The organism is Citrobacter sp. CK180 (assembly GCF_030333655.1).
Classification (GTDB): domain Bacteria; phylum Pseudomonadota; class Gammaproteobacteria; order Enterobacterales; family Enterobacteriaceae; genus Citrobacter_B; species Citrobacter_B koseri.
In genome coordinates, this window is the sequence record NZ_JAOWFM010000052.1 from 309674 (window position 1) to 325212 (window position 15539).

General features: G+C 45.5%; 14 protein-coding genes and 2 pseudogenes. 9 read left to right on the forward strand and 7 right to left on the reverse strand.

Annotation, left to right across the window (positions count from 1 at the left end; genetic code table 11):
- Positions 1–37: 37 nt before the first annotated feature.
- The 5 genes and pseudogenes from OGV50_RS15130 to OGV50_RS15150 all read left to right on the forward strand — a co-directional run.
- Positions 38–1887: pseudogene (locus OGV50_RS15130) on the forward strand (conjugative transfer ATPase); the annotation flags it as partial.
- Between the two features lie 180 nt (positions 1888–2067).
- Positions 2068–2406 (forward strand): hypothetical protein, encoded by a 339-nt coding sequence (locus OGV50_RS15135; RefSeq protein ID WP_286488605.1) that lies wholly within the window; start codon positions 2068–2070, stop codon positions 2404–2406.
- A 77-nt stretch (positions 2407–2483) separates the two neighbouring features.
- Positions 2484–2762, forward strand: a complete 279-nt coding sequence (locus tag OGV50_RS15140) for a hypothetical protein (RefSeq protein ID WP_286488606.1) — start codon at positions 2484–2486, stop codon at positions 2760–2762.
- Between the two features lie 163 nt (positions 2763–2925).
- Complete coding sequence (locus tag OGV50_RS15145) at positions 2926–3381, forward strand: RipA family octameric membrane protein (RefSeq protein ID WP_012134263.1); 456 nt, start codon at positions 2926–2928, stop codon at positions 3379–3381.
- Positions 3382–3825: 444 nt separating this feature from the next.
- Complete coding sequence (locus OGV50_RS15150; protein WP_134863692.1) at positions 3826–4626, forward strand: hypothetical protein; 801 nt, start codon at positions 3826–3828, stop codon at positions 4624–4626.
- A gap of 143 nt (positions 4627–4769) precedes the next feature.
- On the opposite strand, the pseudogene OGV50_RS15155 reads toward OGV50_RS15150, so the two are convergent.
- A pseudogene (locus OGV50_RS15155) lies at positions 4770–6056 on the reverse strand (hypothetical protein).
- 191 nt (positions 6057–6247) lie between these two features.
- On the opposite strand from OGV50_RS15155, the gene OGV50_RS15160 reads away from it, so the two are divergent.
- Genes OGV50_RS15160 through OGV50_RS15175 form a run of 4 tightly spaced genes read left to right on the forward strand, consistent with a single transcriptional unit; the run spans position 6248 to position 10291 of the window.
- Entirely contained in the window at positions 6248–7180 is a 933-nt protein-coding gene (locus OGV50_RS15160; RefSeq protein WP_024130751.1) for a TIGR03756 family integrating conjugative element protein, read from the forward strand.
- A gap of 2 nt (positions 7181–7182) precedes the next feature.
- Positions 7183–8550: an integrating conjugative element protein gene (locus OGV50_RS15165; protein ID WP_286488607.1), complete on the forward strand. Its 1368-nt coding sequence runs from the start codon at positions 7183–7185 to the stop codon at positions 8548–8550.
- Entirely contained in the window at positions 8547–8804 is a 258-nt protein-coding gene (locus tag OGV50_RS15170) for a hypothetical protein (RefSeq protein WP_200091302.1), read from the forward strand. Before OGV50_RS15165 ends, OGV50_RS15170 begins: the two co-directional genes overlap by 4 nt.
- Positions 8801–10291 carry a conjugal transfer protein TraG N-terminal domain-containing protein gene (locus OGV50_RS15175; RefSeq protein WP_200091300.1) on the forward strand — a complete coding sequence of 497 codons (1491 nt, stop codon included), beginning with the start codon at positions 8801–8803 and terminating at the stop codon, positions 10289–10291. Before OGV50_RS15170 ends, OGV50_RS15175 begins: the two co-directional genes overlap by 4 nt.
- A 109-nt stretch (positions 10292–10400) precedes the next feature.
- Here OGV50_RS15175 and OGV50_RS15180 read toward each other — a convergent pair whose 3' ends face one another.
- From OGV50_RS15180 to OGV50_RS23585, 6 genes are all read right to left on the reverse strand, one after another.
- Positions 10401–11789 carry a hypothetical protein gene (locus tag OGV50_RS15180; protein ID WP_200091298.1) on the reverse strand — a complete coding sequence of 463 codons (1389 nt, stop codon included), beginning with the start codon at positions 11787–11789 and terminating at the stop codon, positions 10401–10403.
- Positions 11789–12865, reverse strand: coding sequence for an ATP-binding protein (locus OGV50_RS15185; protein ID WP_286488608.1), 1077 nt, complete (start codon positions 12863–12865; stop codon positions 11789–11791). The genes OGV50_RS15180 and OGV50_RS15185 overlap by 1 nt, the downstream gene beginning before the upstream one ends.
- Before the next feature lie 115 nt (positions 12866–12980).
- Positions 12981–13949: an IS5 family transposase gene (locus tag OGV50_RS15190; RefSeq protein ID WP_077898063.1), complete on the reverse strand. Its 969-nt coding sequence runs from the start codon at positions 13947–13949 to the stop codon at positions 12981–12983.
- Positions 13950–13970: 21 nt separating this feature from the next.
- Entirely contained in the window at positions 13971–14867 is an 897-nt protein-coding gene (locus OGV50_RS15195; RefSeq protein WP_286488609.1) for an ATP-binding protein, read from the reverse strand.
- Positions 14864–15454: a DNA methyltransferase gene (locus tag OGV50_RS15200; protein ID WP_353622092.1), complete on the reverse strand. Its 591-nt coding sequence runs from the start codon at positions 15452–15454 to the stop codon at positions 14864–14866. The genes OGV50_RS15195 and OGV50_RS15200 overlap by 4 nt, the downstream gene beginning before the upstream one ends.
- A 20-nt stretch (positions 15455–15474) precedes the next feature.
- Positions 15475–15539 (reverse strand): IS1 family transposase (locus OGV50_RS23585; RefSeq protein WP_071603212.1); only part of this gene is annotated, 65 nt, incomplete at its 5' end.

Sequence of the window (15539 nt, forward strand, 5' to 3'; positions counted from 1 at the left end):
ACAACTGGTGCAGGACGAACTGCTCGGCGAGATGAGCTCATGGCTGTTTGACCAGCGCCCGCATAGCTGCGCAAAACGCCCACCGTCGGCCATATGACCGGAGAGTCTGCACGCGGCGACGGCATTAACGCGCTGTTCGATCTGCTGCCGGAAGGGGTGATTATGGCGCTGACCATCGTCGTCTGGCCGCAGGACCGGCTGGAGGAACATTTAAGTCGCCTCAGCGACCGCGCCATCGGCGAGAACGTCGAATCGGAGTACACCAAAAAAGACTGTCAGGAGGTGCGCCACTGGCTGAAGGACGGCCACAAACTCTACCGCAGCGCGCTGGCGTTTTATCTTTCCGCCCCGGATAACGGCGAACTGACCCGACGCGTGCGCAGCCTGAACAGTCTGCTGCTGAATGCGGGTATGGTCCCGGTACAGGAAAATGACGAACTCGCCCCGCTCAGTTCGTGGCTGCGCTGGCTGCCGATGTGTTTCGACCCAGCGCGGGACAAGCGCCAGCTCTACACCCGCTTCAGCTTTGTGCAGCACCTCGCCAACCTGCTGCCGCTATTTGGCCGCGAGAGCGGCACCGGGCATCCGGGCGTCAGCTACTTTAACCGGGGAGGCGGGATGTTGTGCTGGGATCCGCTCAACCGCGAGGACCGCGCCCAGAACAGGCACCTGTTATTGCTCGGCCCAACTGGCGCAGGCAAATCCGCCACCCTGAACGCCAAAATCGCGCAACTGATGGCGCTGCATCGCCCGCGCCTTTTTATCGTCGAGGCGGGCAACTCGTTCGGGCTGATGGCCGATTACGCCCGTGAGCATGGCCTGACGGTGAATAAAATCAGCCTGAAACCCGGCTCCGGCATCACGCTGCCGCTATTTGCTGATGCCTGGAAGCTGGCGGAAAGCGATGTGCCTTCAGCAGAACCAGATGATGACGATCCCGAAGATGCCGATAACGAACAACGCGATCTGCTGGGCGAGATGGAGATCACGGCCCGCCTGATGAGCACTGGCGGCTAACTGAAAGAAGACGCCCGCCTGACTCGCTCTGACCGGGCATTAATTCGCGAAGCGATTCTGCACGCGGCCCGGCTCACCGCTCGCGAGCAGAGACAGACGCTGACACAGGATCTCCGCGACGCCCTGTTCACGCTGGCACAGGATGTAGCACTACCGGAATCCCGCCGTAACCGGCTGTGGGAGATGGGCGAAGCGATGAATATATTCTGCTCCGGGTTTGAGGGTGAACTGTTTAACCGTGAAGGCGAGGCCTGGCCGGAAGCGGATATCACTCTGGTGGATCTGGCGATGTTTGCCCGCGAAGGTTACGAAGCGCAACTGGCGATTGCCTATATCTCGCTGATTAACCATATCAACAACTTCGGCGAACGTGACCAGCATCTGGCTCGTCCCATCGTTAATATTACCGACGAAGCGCATATCATCACCGTCAACCCGCTACTGGCGCGGTTTCTGACGAAGGGTTTGAAGATGTGGCGCAAGTTGGGGATCTGGCTTTGGCTGGCAACGCAGAACCTGAGCGACTTCCCGGATGATGCGAAGAAACTGCTCAATATGATCGAGTGGTGGGAGCTACTGGTGATGCCACCCAAGGAGGTGGAGCAGGTTAGCCGCTTTAAATTCCTGACGCCGGAACAGCGACAGCTCCTGCTAAGTGCGACCAAAGCGCCGGGGAAATATACCGAAGGCGTGGTGCTTTCGCCGCGTGTTGAGGCACTGTTCCGCGTGGTTTCCCCTGCCCTGTGGCTGGCTCTGGGGATGACGGAGAAGCATGAGAAGGCAGAGCGCATGCGGATTATGCGGGAGTTTGGGTGTAGTGAGCTGGAGGCGGCGGTGAGGGTGGCAGAAAGGTGCTTTGTCAGTGGCTGAGTGAGCCACTTGAATCGAGTATCGCTTTATCCAAATTGCAATTCAATCTGACTGGCAGGCCTGTGCTAGACAACGGACATGAAAATGATCCTCGCGCATTAATAGGCCATGTAGATCGTTGCAGGTGTTAATTAACATAGGGTAATATCTTCAAAATCGATAAATTAAAGGTTTTCCTAAATGAGCAACGCTACTGATTGGATTTCTGCTGGAGCGAATATAGTGATGGCCGTCACTGCATTTATGGCTTATCGTGTCGGTCGAAATTACTTATTAAACTTAACTAATAATGACGCATACAAATTAGCATTTGAAATAAAGGATGAATTATTACCTAACCTAAAAAAGGCTGTTAGATTCATTTATAGATATAACTCAATAGAACGTTTATTAAATGAATTATTGAACGATAAAAAGATCAACACCAGAAAAATAAAAACCATTTTCAATCGTTCACTGGCGATTAGAGGTAGTTACTTAAACATAAAAAAGCAAGAGAAAAGTGTTAAACTTCTTTAAGGAAGCTAGATGGGTACGGATGGGGTTCCATTGGGAAAAAAGAAGTCTTCCTTGAAGAAATTACAAATGCCTCATCATTGTTAGAAGCAACTTGCGATAAATTTGATGATGAAATTGATTCTTTTGTTTCTGCTGTATTTGGGGTCGAGTCCATAGAAGGAGATATCGAATTTGATATAAGCAAAGCCACTTTGGATGAAAATTATTCATTAGATACTAGACATATAAATAAATTATTAGACTTAATAACAAAAATAAGATCGTCAAGAGATAGCCTTGATCATTCATATGAAAAATACATGGCTAATGATAACTATATTGGGTTATTTTTCAAACGACAAAAAGGTCATATTTAAAGGTATTACCTAATTAACTGATAGCATGCTATATAGGAGTTTACAATAGATTACTTTAAACTTCGGCTCAATCAGTGGCAGTAGCTTTTTGCTAATTATAGCCATTTTAATACACATTTAAGTTAGTTGAAAATTAATTTTTACAACAAAGAGATTTTATATCATGAATCATGATGGATATAATTTAAAATTCGAAGCTGAAAATGGAAAATCAAAAAAACTAAAGGCTACATTTAATCAAGTTTCAGATATTAGAAAATTTGAGGTCGAGCTTTACTGGAAAAGGGCAACTTACTTCTGGGCATTAATAGTTGTTGCCTTTACTGGATACTTCTCTATTCTGTCATCAGAACATATACCAAGTAAGTTCTTTTTATCATTTGTGGTCTCGTGTATTGGTTTTATTTTTACTTTTGCATGGTTTCTTTCAAGCAGAGGGAGTAAATATTGGCAAGAAAATTGGGAGAACCACTTAGACTTGTTAGAGGATAAAGTAACTGACCCTCTATACAAAACTTTACTTGAGAGACCAGGTTACGAAAATCTCGCCGAGAAATTTATAACGGGCCCCATGAGTGTATCTGTTTCTAAAATTAATCAATGGGTCAGTTTTTTATAGTGTTCGTCTGGCTTTTATTAACAGCATTTTCTACTTATAACTCTTTATTTTCTCTTCATTTATCTTCGGATAAATGGTTAAAAATCATCCTATACATATTCATCTTAATTGCTACTTTATTCTCCTGCGTTATGATGTTTAGCTTCGGGAAAACTCACAAAGATAAGCACTCTCCGCTTGTCGTAGAACGGAAAACAGCAATTGAATAGGTAGCCTTACGTTGTGGGGATGAGTGTGAATAATCACTATAACTAAAGAAAAAATATTTACCAATTTAGTTCTCCTCCACGAGACGCAATTAATGCCACCTGCTATGCAGGTGGCATTTACTGGGCTAGATTATGCTTAATTCATTTGAATTTATGTGATACAGTGATGCAGAAAAGCCCCGAGCAAGAAGTGGATTCTGCTTCTTAGACCGAAATTAGAATGGAGATTATTAACATGGAAATAACTATAGCTGAGTTTGTTCCCACCTTAAATGAATACGTAGATGTTCATATAAAAAACCCCGACCCCGAAATTAAAATAAAAGTGGATGATTTTTGTGACTTTCCTGGACCAGAAAATTGTCAAAGTAAAATAGAGAAAATAAAAAAGAAAAAAAGAAACTCCCTTTTAAACAGCTTTAATAAAAGAGTTGATGATGTAATCATGCTCAATAGATATGCACTGCATCAATACAATATAAATGCAGAGAAAATTGCCCCGTTATTTAAAAATTACGATGAACAGCATGGTGGAATGTTTAGCATTATTTATGACGAGCATGATGAAACTAAAGTTGATTGTGCTCGAATGGGCTTCATCAATTTCAACTATGTTTGCGAACTATTAACAGCAAAGAAAATTGCTGATGAAGGTTTGATAATTCATTTGTGGGCAACAATTGAACAGTTTGTTAAGCGAGCCATAATAATCATGGGAGGCGAGGAGAAAGAAATGCCTTTTAAATGGCATGAGCTGAAAAGATTATCTACCAAAAATGGGATTGATTTAGAATCCCTTCCATCATATGCCATAATTAATGAAATTAGAGTTGTTAACAATAAAATAAAACATCTTTATATAGTTGATGATGAACTTAGTAAATACCCTGGCTTTGAAAAATATAAAGGTAAAAAAATGAGTCTTGTCGACTACAGGACGCATGAATACGCTTTGGCAACATATCATTTTATGAATAGATTAGTTATGTTTATGGGACCGATTATAAGTTATGCGCCAGATAGAATCATTGATTAGCATAAATAAATTGAAAGATGCGATCATAAATAATACAAATAATGTCCTTTGTGCGCAATAACTCGAGTTCCTAGAAGCGGATATAACATCCGCTTCTCACTCAAGTAAAAATATATTTCCCAAAAAAGTAGCACCCTCTAAAACTATCCCTTGTTAAACTGTTCCTGCGGCGTTTCCCACTTTAGTAATCGCTCAACTGCCGTATCTACTGATAAGAGTTGACGGGCCAGTTGCAAACGCTCCATTACCAGTGCCTTCTTTTGCCCATCCAACATTGCCACATCCAGCTCCGCCTCACAAAAAAACTGCTCTATACGCTTATCTTCCGCCCACTGCACCATAATAGCTTTCAATTCGGCCAGACTGACGTTATATGCCTCTTTTTCCCTTCTGATCCGCTCCTTTTCCAGATATCTCTTCTCATCCAGCCCCCACTGGATCCGCCGTGCTTCAGCCTTAACTCTGGCCTCTTCCTGCTGCTTCTTAATCAGCGGAACAACATCATACATCGCAGAAATGATCTTCGGGATCTGGCTTACAAGCCCACACTGTTTTGTCTGCCGAAACTCAGTCTGCCATTTTGTTGATGAGTATGGCGAATAAAGCTGTAGCAGAAATCGTCCTGTAGGTAAATTATGTTTAATGACATAGCGAAACGGCTGTTCATGCTTTCCTCGCATCCAGCGGATGCCTGGCTTCATCGCGAATGTATTGACCATTAATCTCTTTTGCTGGAACATATTCCGTCATTTCAGCTAGGCTAAAGCCGAACAACATATCTTCAATGCAAATAATACTTGCTGAAAAAGGGCGCCATAAACTGTCGTAGCGCAACCTCCCTCTTTTAGATCTTCTTTGATATCGATGCCCTGACAATGAAGTCCCTCAGCGCTTTCAGCCAATCGTACCCAATACCCTTGCTTTCCCAATGCAGCAAAGAACCGACTAAGAAAATCGATAGCACTGTTGAACCCCGTTTCTGAAACATTCAGATCGAGTAGCTTCTTTTTCGTTGGTTTGTAGTAGCCGTCTTTTGTGACGGAAGAGACGGGAAGGTAAGTTTTGAGATCATCAATCAGTGCATAGCCACTACCCGCCGTCCTTGCTCGCTTTCGCGGTGCTGGCATGGCTACTTTAGATGGTACTTTTGTGAGGGGCTGAACGGCCAAACTGGCTTTGCCTGAAGCTTTTTCTACCTTGCCCTTCTTCAAATCAGGCAATGCTGGCACCGCAGGTGCAGCCCCTTTCGCCAGCGCTTTCCAGTAACCGGCAAGCGGCCTGGGTATCCGCATTTCTGTACATCGTTTTGCCAGTAACGTTGTACTAATGCCATATTGCGCGGCTATGCGCTCCGCAGGTTCGCGCCAGACGAGATTGTAGAGTGATTCCCGATCCTGGGGTAACGCATTGCGTGGATTGATATCTGACATTGGTCTCCCTCTCCTTTGGCCGACATTATCAGAAATCGTTGTCTGCGGGTGATTAACAGAAATCACTTTCCCCCATTAGATTGTAAGCATTTACAAAAAAATGTTCTGTTGGCAATACAGAGTTCCCCCACGCCATTTTTTCCACCCTGTGGTAAAGCCTGAACTGATGATATCGGCTCAGGAACATCGCCATGAATCTCCACCGGACATTACTTTGCTTACTGATAATGATGCCGTGCGCAGGTAAAGCCATCACTACACCGGAAATCGCTGCCTCAGCCCTGTCGCCGACGTGCGTAAAATATCAGGTGATCGGTGTCTGCTACTGGCTTTTTTGTTCACCGTTTGGCTGCTCGGTACGCACGTCGGTAAAGGTACGCCATTTCCGACCGGACCTGGTGGTATCGGCCTACAGCGTGACCGGGCAAAACCCGTGGGCTGAGATGTCGCCGCTCAGTTCGCCGCTGCCCGGTATCGCCGAAGCCGGTGGCGATACAAATCCCCGCACTGTCGGCCAGCACAGCAAAGTCCGCTTTAAAAATGCTGATGCGATTGGCTTCCCTGCCGGTGATGCGCTGGCAAACTTCTTTGCCCAGTTTGGCTACGTCTGCGCCCCGTCGTCACAACCTTTTCTCCCTTATTTTCTCAGCACGCTGGATGCGCTCGCCTGGCGCAGCGGTGTACCGGAAATGTTCTACCCAGAGGCGTTAACGCCAGGGCTGCGCGAAGTCAGCAAAGACGGTGATATGTGGGGCAATGTCTACCCACGAGCCGGGGCGCTCAGCCAGACGCATGACTATAAGGCCGGGGCGGTCATCGCCCAACGCGTTGCCGATCTGGTAACGCGCAGTGGTCAGCCGCATGTTTATATTCCGCTGACTGCCTCTTCACACGACGGATACTGGCCGCCAGATCCTGTTATGGAAGGCGACAGCAGTAACCATCAGTGGCAGATGCTGGCTCCCAAAAAGTCTGCCTCCTGCGCCATTTTCCCGGATGGGTCTACCACCGACTCTTACGCCGATAAACTGGCAGAAGACGGTGCATATGTCTGGACGCTGTGGCGCCCCTATAAATGCTGCCCGCGTCGTGGGCAAACCTTTCTTGGCAGCAGCGGAGGTTAACTATGCGCTCAGCTTACTGTCTTCTGTTCGTCGCCTTTCTCGCTCCGGCAGACGACAAATATCAATACAAACAACAGGGGGCGATCAGCGACTGGATGTATTACCGCATCGGCGGCGGTGCGGCCATCTCTCCACCGCCAACCCGGCGTAACACCTTCCCGCTAACGGCAGGTGTAAGCTGGAACAGCGATATGATGTGCGGCAATTTCGATATCGACACCACAGTCCGTAATCAGCTCAACGGCGTGACGGACGGCTTCCAGCAACTGATGGGAGAAGTCATCGAAAGCGCAACCAGCGCGGTCGCCAGCCTGCCCGCAATGGTGATCCAGCGAGCCAATCCCCAGCTCTACGATCTGCTGACCAACGGTGTGCTTCAGGGACGCCTCGACTTCGATAAGTCACTGTTAAGCTGCCAGAATATGGCAGGCAAGATGACCGATTATGCGCTCGGTCCGGCATGGACGCAGAGCGCCCAGGCGGAGAACTATCAGGGAATTGCGGCCAGCGAAAAAGACGCCGTTCGTGCTGACCAGAGAGCAGCCGAAGAAGCGGCAGAGAAAGGCAAACGCTGGGTTGGTGGCGAACATCGCGGCGGTAAAGGCCAGCCGCCCATCAAACTGATACGCGATACGACGGTTGCAGGCTACAACATCCTCAATAATCGTAGCGCGACCAGCACCGGTTCCGTCTCTGGCAGTGACTGCCAGGGTGAGTTATGTCAGGTCTGGAGCAAGCCCGATGACGCCGCACAATGGCTGACGCGGGTAGTTGGCGAACAGACTATTAACGTCGCCCCGGATAACGATCAATCCGGCGGCACTGACCAGCAAAGCGGCGCACAATCCGGCGTCGGGCTGACGCCGCTTATTCAGGAAGAAAAGGATAAGATCCAGCCGCTGATTATCGATATGGTGAACCGCAGCCAGCCCGTTAATGATGACACACTGGCGCAGGCCAGCGGCGGCGAACTACATCTGACGCGCGGCGTGATTGAGGCGCTGCGCGACGATCCCGATGCAGCGGTGCTTATCCAGCGGCTCTCCGGCGAACTGGCGCTCTCCCGCGTGATGGAACAGGCGCTGATGGCCCGGCGCACGCTGGTGGCGGGGATGCGCGAACCTAATGTTTCCGGTGAGAAAGAGGCCCAGACCGCGCTGACCCAGACCACCGTCCAGCTCGACCAGGAACTGTCTCAGCTTAAGCTGGAACTGGATATGCGCCAGTCGCTCGCAGATAACGCCGCGCTCACCATCCTTGAACGCCAGACAACGCGAACGAAGACCAAAGGCCAGGCTGTCGGCGTAGAAGACGACACCGACAAACGGGTGGACGATCTCAGCAAACCCACTGGCGGGGATACGCAATGAAGCGGCTGATGCTCTCCAGCACCCTGCTCCTAGTCTTTATGGCTGTGATGTTTTATCTGGTTACTGATAATACACCGCAGATTAACCACAGCGACCTGCTGCTCTGGCGCATAACGCTGTACGGCGTGATCTTTTGTACAGGCTGGCGTCTGTATGACCGATTTCCACCTTATCGCCCGACAATTCGTCGCATCACCCTGTGGTTTATCGTGCTGATTGCGCTCAATGAGATCGCGCCGGAGGTATTCCGGTGACGACCAACAGCTATCTGGAATACTTTCTGACGCTGCTCGGCTGGGTGGTCAATAACGGGTTGTGGAATGCGATTAGCGCCACCGGATTATTCGCCCTGCCGCTGCTGATTAAGCTGCTGGCACTGTGGTTACAGGCCAGAAGTCAGGGGGCGGATGAGGGCAATAAAGCCGCGCTTGCTCTGGTATGGACCGAGCACCTGATGTACACCTCGTTGCTGGTGATTATGTTCACCTGCGTGCCAATGTTGAACATCGACCTCGATACCATCAAATATGACACCACGCGCTCAAAGCAGTGCGGCATGTCGGTGCCACAACCCGCCGATACCGGCTATCAACCGATTATAAACTCGCTCGGCGGTAAAACCGCCGCCGTCCCGGTCTGGTGGTACTTTATTCATGTGATCAGCAAAGGCATCACCAGCACAACGGTTGCCACCCTGCCCTGCCAGCCGGATCTGCGTCAGATCCGTTTTGAGGTGCAGCACACCCGAATCAAGGATCCAGCGCTGGCTCAGGAACTTCGGGATTTCGTCGAGGAGTGTTATGCCCCTTCCCGCGCCCGTCTGAAATTTCGTGCCGGAGAGCTGGAGGATGACACCAGTGATGATACTGCCTGGCTGGGATCATCGTACTTTCTCAACACGACTGGTTACTACGATACCGACCATGCCCTTTCACCGCACAGTGCGTGGCCGTACAGCACATCACGCAATGCCGGGCTGGCCGATACCGGCGCGGGCGGCTATCCCACCTGTAAACAGTGGTGGGCCGACGATACTGTTGGGCTGAAAGCGCGGCTACTGCAACTCCCGGCTCCGGATATCTGGACAGCGTTTAAAAAGATCGGCCAGTCGCAGGCAGTATATGAAGAGGCCGTGTTGCGCTCGCTGGTCAGTGAGCGAAATATGCAGGTATCGCAGAACGGGCGCGTTTACCCCGGCTATGGTGGCAATGTCGATGGCACCATAGCCAATGCCGCCACCCGGCTGGCATCCAGCGCCGGAAATATCCTCGGCAGCATTGCGGCGTTCCCGGCGTTTGACAGCGTACGTCAGGCGCTACCGATGGTACAGGCGCTACTGCAAATGGCGCTGGTGATCTGTATTCCGCTGGTAACACTCTGTTCGGCATGGGATGTGAAAGTAGTGATGACACTGACGTTTGTGCAGTTTGCGCTGTTCTTCCTTACCTTCTGGTGGGAACTGGCGCGGTGGCTCGATAGCTGGCTGCTGGATGTGCTCTACAACAGTGATACCCACAGTAGCTGGAATCTGGCCGGGATCCAGAATACGCAGGATGACGTGATCATTAATTTGGTGATGGGGTCGATGTTTCTGGTTCTGCCGACGTTCTGGCTGGGGGCGATGACGTGGGCTGGAGTGAGGGTTGGCGTGGCTGTGAATGGAGCGCTGGCGGGTGGGGTTAAGGTGGCTCAGGATAGTGGGGGGAAGGCTGGGGGGGGGATTATTCTGAATAAACAATAGTTATAATAAATATACCTATAATCTATAGAAAAAATCATATGCACTTAGTTATTTTAACAGAGAATGAAGGTGAACATTAATTCACCTTCATTCCTAAGGTTTTGTGCACTTATTCATTCATTGATTGAATAGCAAATTTTTCTAACATATTAGAAGATGGGTGATTTGCAAGAGATACTAGCTGATTAACTAACGCGATAGGGACAATAGCATTCTCATACATGTCACACTTCAGATGCTCAACAACATTAAGAATTTCATCTAAATTAGAAAATGAAGCTCTATTTAACTTTTTTATTTCTTCACTGGTTTTAATAGGTATAGTTAAAACCCAAACCCTATCCGATTTGCTACGATAAATCAATTTCCCACTGTAATAGGAAGTTGAGGCATATGGAGGAACCTTATCTAATTCCTCTTCAGTGGAAGGGCCAGGAAGTATATGTTTATAAATATAATTATTAAAAAGTGGCAGCGCTTGACCTTTTAGCAAACAAGCGCTATCTCCAGAAGAGATTTGCTCTGCGTGTTCAACAAAAGAACCTGATTTTTCTAAGCCGACTAATTTTAGCGAATGCTCATCAATATATAAATTACATAACTCCCTCATATCTTTATGCAACTTTGCCGTTTGTCCAAAAAAACCCAAAGGACCATCTTTAATGAAAAGAAATCGTTTTAAAAATGAAGGCTTCCGAGTTACAATTTCTTTTATACAATGAACAATAATTATATGCTCAATCACATTCGTCAAGTATCCTAAAATACCACTAGCCCCTAACTCCTCATCTACAACCTCATGAAATCTTAAAATATCAATAAGATTGAATATCTCCCCACCATAAACAAAATACCCTTGACCATCTATATCAGATTTATTGACAACAACATCTTTAAATATCTCACCATTCCGTTTAGGCAAACTCCCAAATGTTATTTGATGAAGAGATGAATCACAGTCAATGCTTTTCCTTTTAAACTCATGAAATACCAACCACTTAAGTGTATCTATATATTTTTTACCGTCCCTACTCTCATTAAAAAACTCAATTATAGGTATTCTGACAGAATCAACCATTGAAAGAGAATCTAAAGAGGTTGCCTTTGTAGGGATGGCAAGTTTAAATCTTGCTAGTTTTTTAAATTTTTCCATTTTTTCTGGATGGATAAAGGGATAATCTCCCAACTGTTTTAAGTCATCCAAACTAAATTCCAATCCACCAAATTGAAAAAATGCAACCTTCGAGCTCGGATAATTTTTCCTTACAGTAACCTCAGTATAACCGCCATCAACAGCTATGATGGTCGTTACGTCTCTAGATGCACCTGTATTTATTTCAATAGAATGCTCAAGGACATCATTTTTCGACTCTTCATTGGTAGAGGGGAATTTACATCTTTTCATCAAATTTTGAACAGAAGGATCATTGATCACATGAGTATGCTGTGATTTACTAGCCCACTCAAATGGGCGGTTGCCTTTTGCATTATAGCTCATCACATACCCTTATTTGCTAAAAAACGATCAATTTGAACTGGAACAATAAAAGGATTTGTATAAGTTTTCATCCTAACAAAACCTTTATCATTGGTTGCAGAAAAATTAACTAATGAATGTGTAAAATCTTTAAAATCATAATATTTCTCAAGCTCTTTTGTTTCATCAATATTATTTAGATGTGCAATAAACCAGTTTTGTGTATTCTTTAATATATTCGAGCTAATAGAACTAACCTCTTGAGTAGCATATATCATCCCTAAATGTAGCTTAGCTCCTTCTTTAGCAATTCTGTTATATATCTGACTAAGATCTTTATCATCTTTTTTAGGAAATAAGTTATGTGCCTCTTCAAAATAAAATTGGATAAAATTATTTGGAAGGTTATTGATAAAGCGATCCATAGAGATGTTAAATGTGGAACGACAAATTTTCTCAGAGAATAATCGCTGAACTACCGGTTCCCCCTGTGACAAGTCAACAATAACAATTTTCCCTTGTTGTAGCAGACGAGGAATTTCTATTTCAAACGATTCATCCATACTCGTAGTGTGTAAATTATGCAATTGTTTTACACGAATCTTCTTATAACCACTTACTTGATTTTTTTTACCCGGTAATTTGTAAGTCGTTAAAAATACCATCATTGATTTTAAATCATCATTTGCCCATTCATATCCTTTCTTATTTATATAATCTTTGAAAAACTTCAGCTCATCATACCGTTCCCATACTCTTTCAAACCATGTACAAGCCTCTTCAAGGGTTAATCCTTGTTTAGGATCCAAAACTCTACCCTCTAGGATTTCACCATTAATTTCTGCCGCTCCAGTAAATCTAATTTTTTCACCATTTGGCGCTTTGAAACCAGCTCTGTACAAACAACATTTATAGGCAGCAACTAATCTATTATATCTTGTCCATTCTGAACCATTCAGATTTGTGCTTTCAGGTTTTTCAAAACTAACAGCAATAAAGTTGTTAACATAGTCGCCCCCTAAAGACTGCTCTTGAAAGTAACTAGATATAAGACTAAAACCACTTTCAATGTCTTTAAAGAAATTAACTTTCATCACTTTAAAATCATCTTTATCTAATACACTATATCTATAAACTTTTTCTTTATATAGATCATGGCTTTGTTGAATAAATCAGATTTCGGGTAAGTCTCCCCCGTAGCGGGTTGTGTTTTCAGGCAATACGCACGCTTTCAGGCATACCTGCTTTCGTCATTTTGTTCAGCGCTCGTACCAGGGCCATAGCCTCCGCAACCTGACCATCGTAGTCACGCAGCGTCAGTGAACCCCCGAACAGCTGTTTTACCCGGTACATCGCCGTTTCCGCTATCGAGCGACGGTTGTAATCTGTTGTCCATTTCCACCGCGCATTACTCCCGGTCATTCGCTGATTAGCCACTGCACGGTTACGGTCTGCATATTCACCGGGCCAGTAACCCGCACCTTTTCGGGGCGGGATAAGGGCGCTGATTTTCTTACGCCGCAGTTCATCGTGACAGAGCCGGGTGTCGTAAGCGCCGTCTGCCGATGCTGCCCTGATTTTTCTGTGAGTCTGCCGGATAAGACCCGGGAAGGCTTCTGAGTCCGTCACATTGTTCAGCGACAGGTCAGCGCAGATGATTTCATGTGTTTTACTGTCAACGGCGAGATGCAACTTTCGCCATATACGACGGCGTTCTTTGCCGTGTTTTTTGACTTTCCATTCGCCTTCACCAAAGACCTTCAGCCCGGTGGAATCAATCACCAGATGCGCGATTTCACCTCGGGTGAACGTTTTGAAACTGACATTAACCGACTTTGCCCGCTTACTGACACTGGTGTAATCCGGGCAGCGCAACGGAACGTTCATCAGGGCAAAAATGGAATCAATAAAACCCTGCGCAGCCCGCAGGGTCAGCCGGAATACGCGTTTAATCACCAGAACGGTGGTGATGGCGAGATCAGAATAGCGCTGGGGCCTTCCTCGTGAAGAAGGTGTTGCTGACTCATACCAGGCCTGAATAGCTTCATCATCCAGCCAGAAAGTTATGGAGCCACGGTTGATGAGGGCTTTATTGTAGGTGGGCCAGTTGGTGATTTTGAACTTTTGCTTTGCCACGGAACGGTCTGCGTTGTCGGGAAGATGCGTGATCTGATCCTTCAACTCAGCAAAAGTTCGATTTATTCAACAAAGCCATAGATCATATATAGCCGTTCCAGAATCCTGTCTATTTGCATTTGCATATTCACCATTCACATCAAATATAATCTGCCCTACTGGAAACGTTGGACTTCCAGAAGATGTAAACTCAGATGTTTCAGGAGAAGCAGAATCCAATAGTATTAAAGCTTTTCTTGAAATTTCCTCTGTTGCTTCTATCACTTTCTTTACAGTATTCGACTTACCAGTACGGGTCATCCCAAACATAGCAGACCTTTTTCCTAAAAAATCTTTAGGATTTACCCATACATTAACACTTTCCTCTTGAGATTGATGTCTACGGCTAGATGAATATCTTACACTACCAATTTTAAATTCAGAGTCCTGACCAACTAAACCGCCATCATCTCGTTGATTTACTATAAATTCAAGAACATCTCTATTGGCTTTGTATACAGTGTAATTATTAGCTGCATAAAAGTTCTCAAGGTCAGCACCAAATTCTATATTCCCTTTCTGTGTTCTATAAAATACTCCAAGAACCCTACATTCTAAACCTGAAAAACTAAATTCGTAACGTGTAAATTCATCTAACTTCCCGCCTTTCAAACTACCAGCTCGCCCTGATATATCTAAGTTATCCTTGTAATACTCTATCATTGATGATATTACATCATTATCAGTAGGGAGTTTTGTCTGAGAAAGTGCTCTAAGCAATACAGCCTCTTCAACACCGTCTTCACCATCGTAAAATGCAAGTAGAAAACAACCGGCTGGTATCCCTTTAACCTGTGCTTTCCAGGCATCACAAACTAACAGCCTAGCAATATCATAAGATAAATAGAACGGTCGACCAACAAACTGTTCCTTATTTCTACCTTCTTTTAATAAATCTGTTGATAAAGCCGCATTTAAATTCATATTATTTCCTTTTTCAATTCAGGGTCTTCAAATCTGACTTTTGATTGTTCTGCGTATTTCTCATCCGCTTCTATTGCTAACCATCTTCTTTTTTTTAATTCTGCACAAAATCCTGTTGTATTACTACCACCGAAAGGATCAAATATAAGATCATTTTCATCTGTTAGAAAATCGATAAAGAAATTAACTATACCTTTATTCATTCGTGCCGGATGAGGTTTAATACCCATTTCTTTGCATTTTCTAATAAAAAAATCATTAGATGATACATTTGAAAAAGACATTACATTATGCGGCAATCGAACATCTCGATATTCATCTATAGGCTCAAGTTCAAAAAAATTGTGGGATATACTTCCACCATGATCCTTTAGGAAACCTTTTTCACTAATTTTGTGTTCAGATGGCCGCATTCCAGCATTGTAAGTTTGGCGCTCTAATAGTTTTCGCATACTTTTACTATAAGGCCGTAAGACTTTTTTATTGTCTGCTTTCGGATAATCAGTCTTAGCAAGCCACCAAACATGGGTATAGCTATCAACAGTACGCAACCTATTAACTGTGACCCATTGAGCAGGAGATGGCAATTTTGGGTAATGACTCCAACTTATTGATAGTGTTTTATGTTCAGATAATGCCCGATGACTTTGTCATGCAGCTCCACCGATTTTG

What these genes read in the sequence shown, in the direction of transcription:
- OGV50_RS15180 (WP_200091298.1), bottom strand. Translation starts at nt 11,789, where the DNA reads ATGAGCTATAATGCAAAAGGCAACCGCCCATTTGAGTGGGCTAGTAAA.
- OGV50_RS15195 (WP_286488609.1), bottom strand. Translation starts at nt 14,867, where the DNA reads ATGAATTTAAATGCGGCTTTATCAACAGATTTATTAAAAGAAGGTAGA.
- OGV50_RS15135 (WP_286488605.1), top strand. Translation starts at nt 2,068, where the DNA reads ATGAGCAACGCTACTGATTGGATTTCTGCTGGAGCGAATATAGTGATG.
- OGV50_RS15165 (WP_286488607.1), top strand. Translation starts at nt 7,183, where the DNA reads ATGCGCTCAGCTTACTGTCTTCTGTTCGTCGCCTTTCTCGCTCCGGCA.
- OGV50_RS15160 (WP_024130751.1), top strand. Translation starts at nt 6,248, where the DNA reads ATGAATCTCCACCGGACATTACTTTGCTTACTGATAATGATGCCGTGC.
- OGV50_RS15170 (WP_200091302.1), top strand. Translation starts at nt 8,547, where the DNA reads ATGAAGCGGCTGATGCTCTCCAGCACCCTGCTCCTAGTCTTTATGGCT.
- OGV50_RS15145 (WP_012134263.1), top strand. Translation starts at nt 2,926, where the DNA reads ATGAATCATGATGGATATAATTTAAAATTCGAAGCTGAAAATGGAAAA.
- OGV50_RS15150 (WP_134863692.1), top strand. Translation starts at nt 3,826, where the DNA reads ATGGAAATAACTATAGCTGAGTTTGTTCCCACCTTAAATGAATACGTA.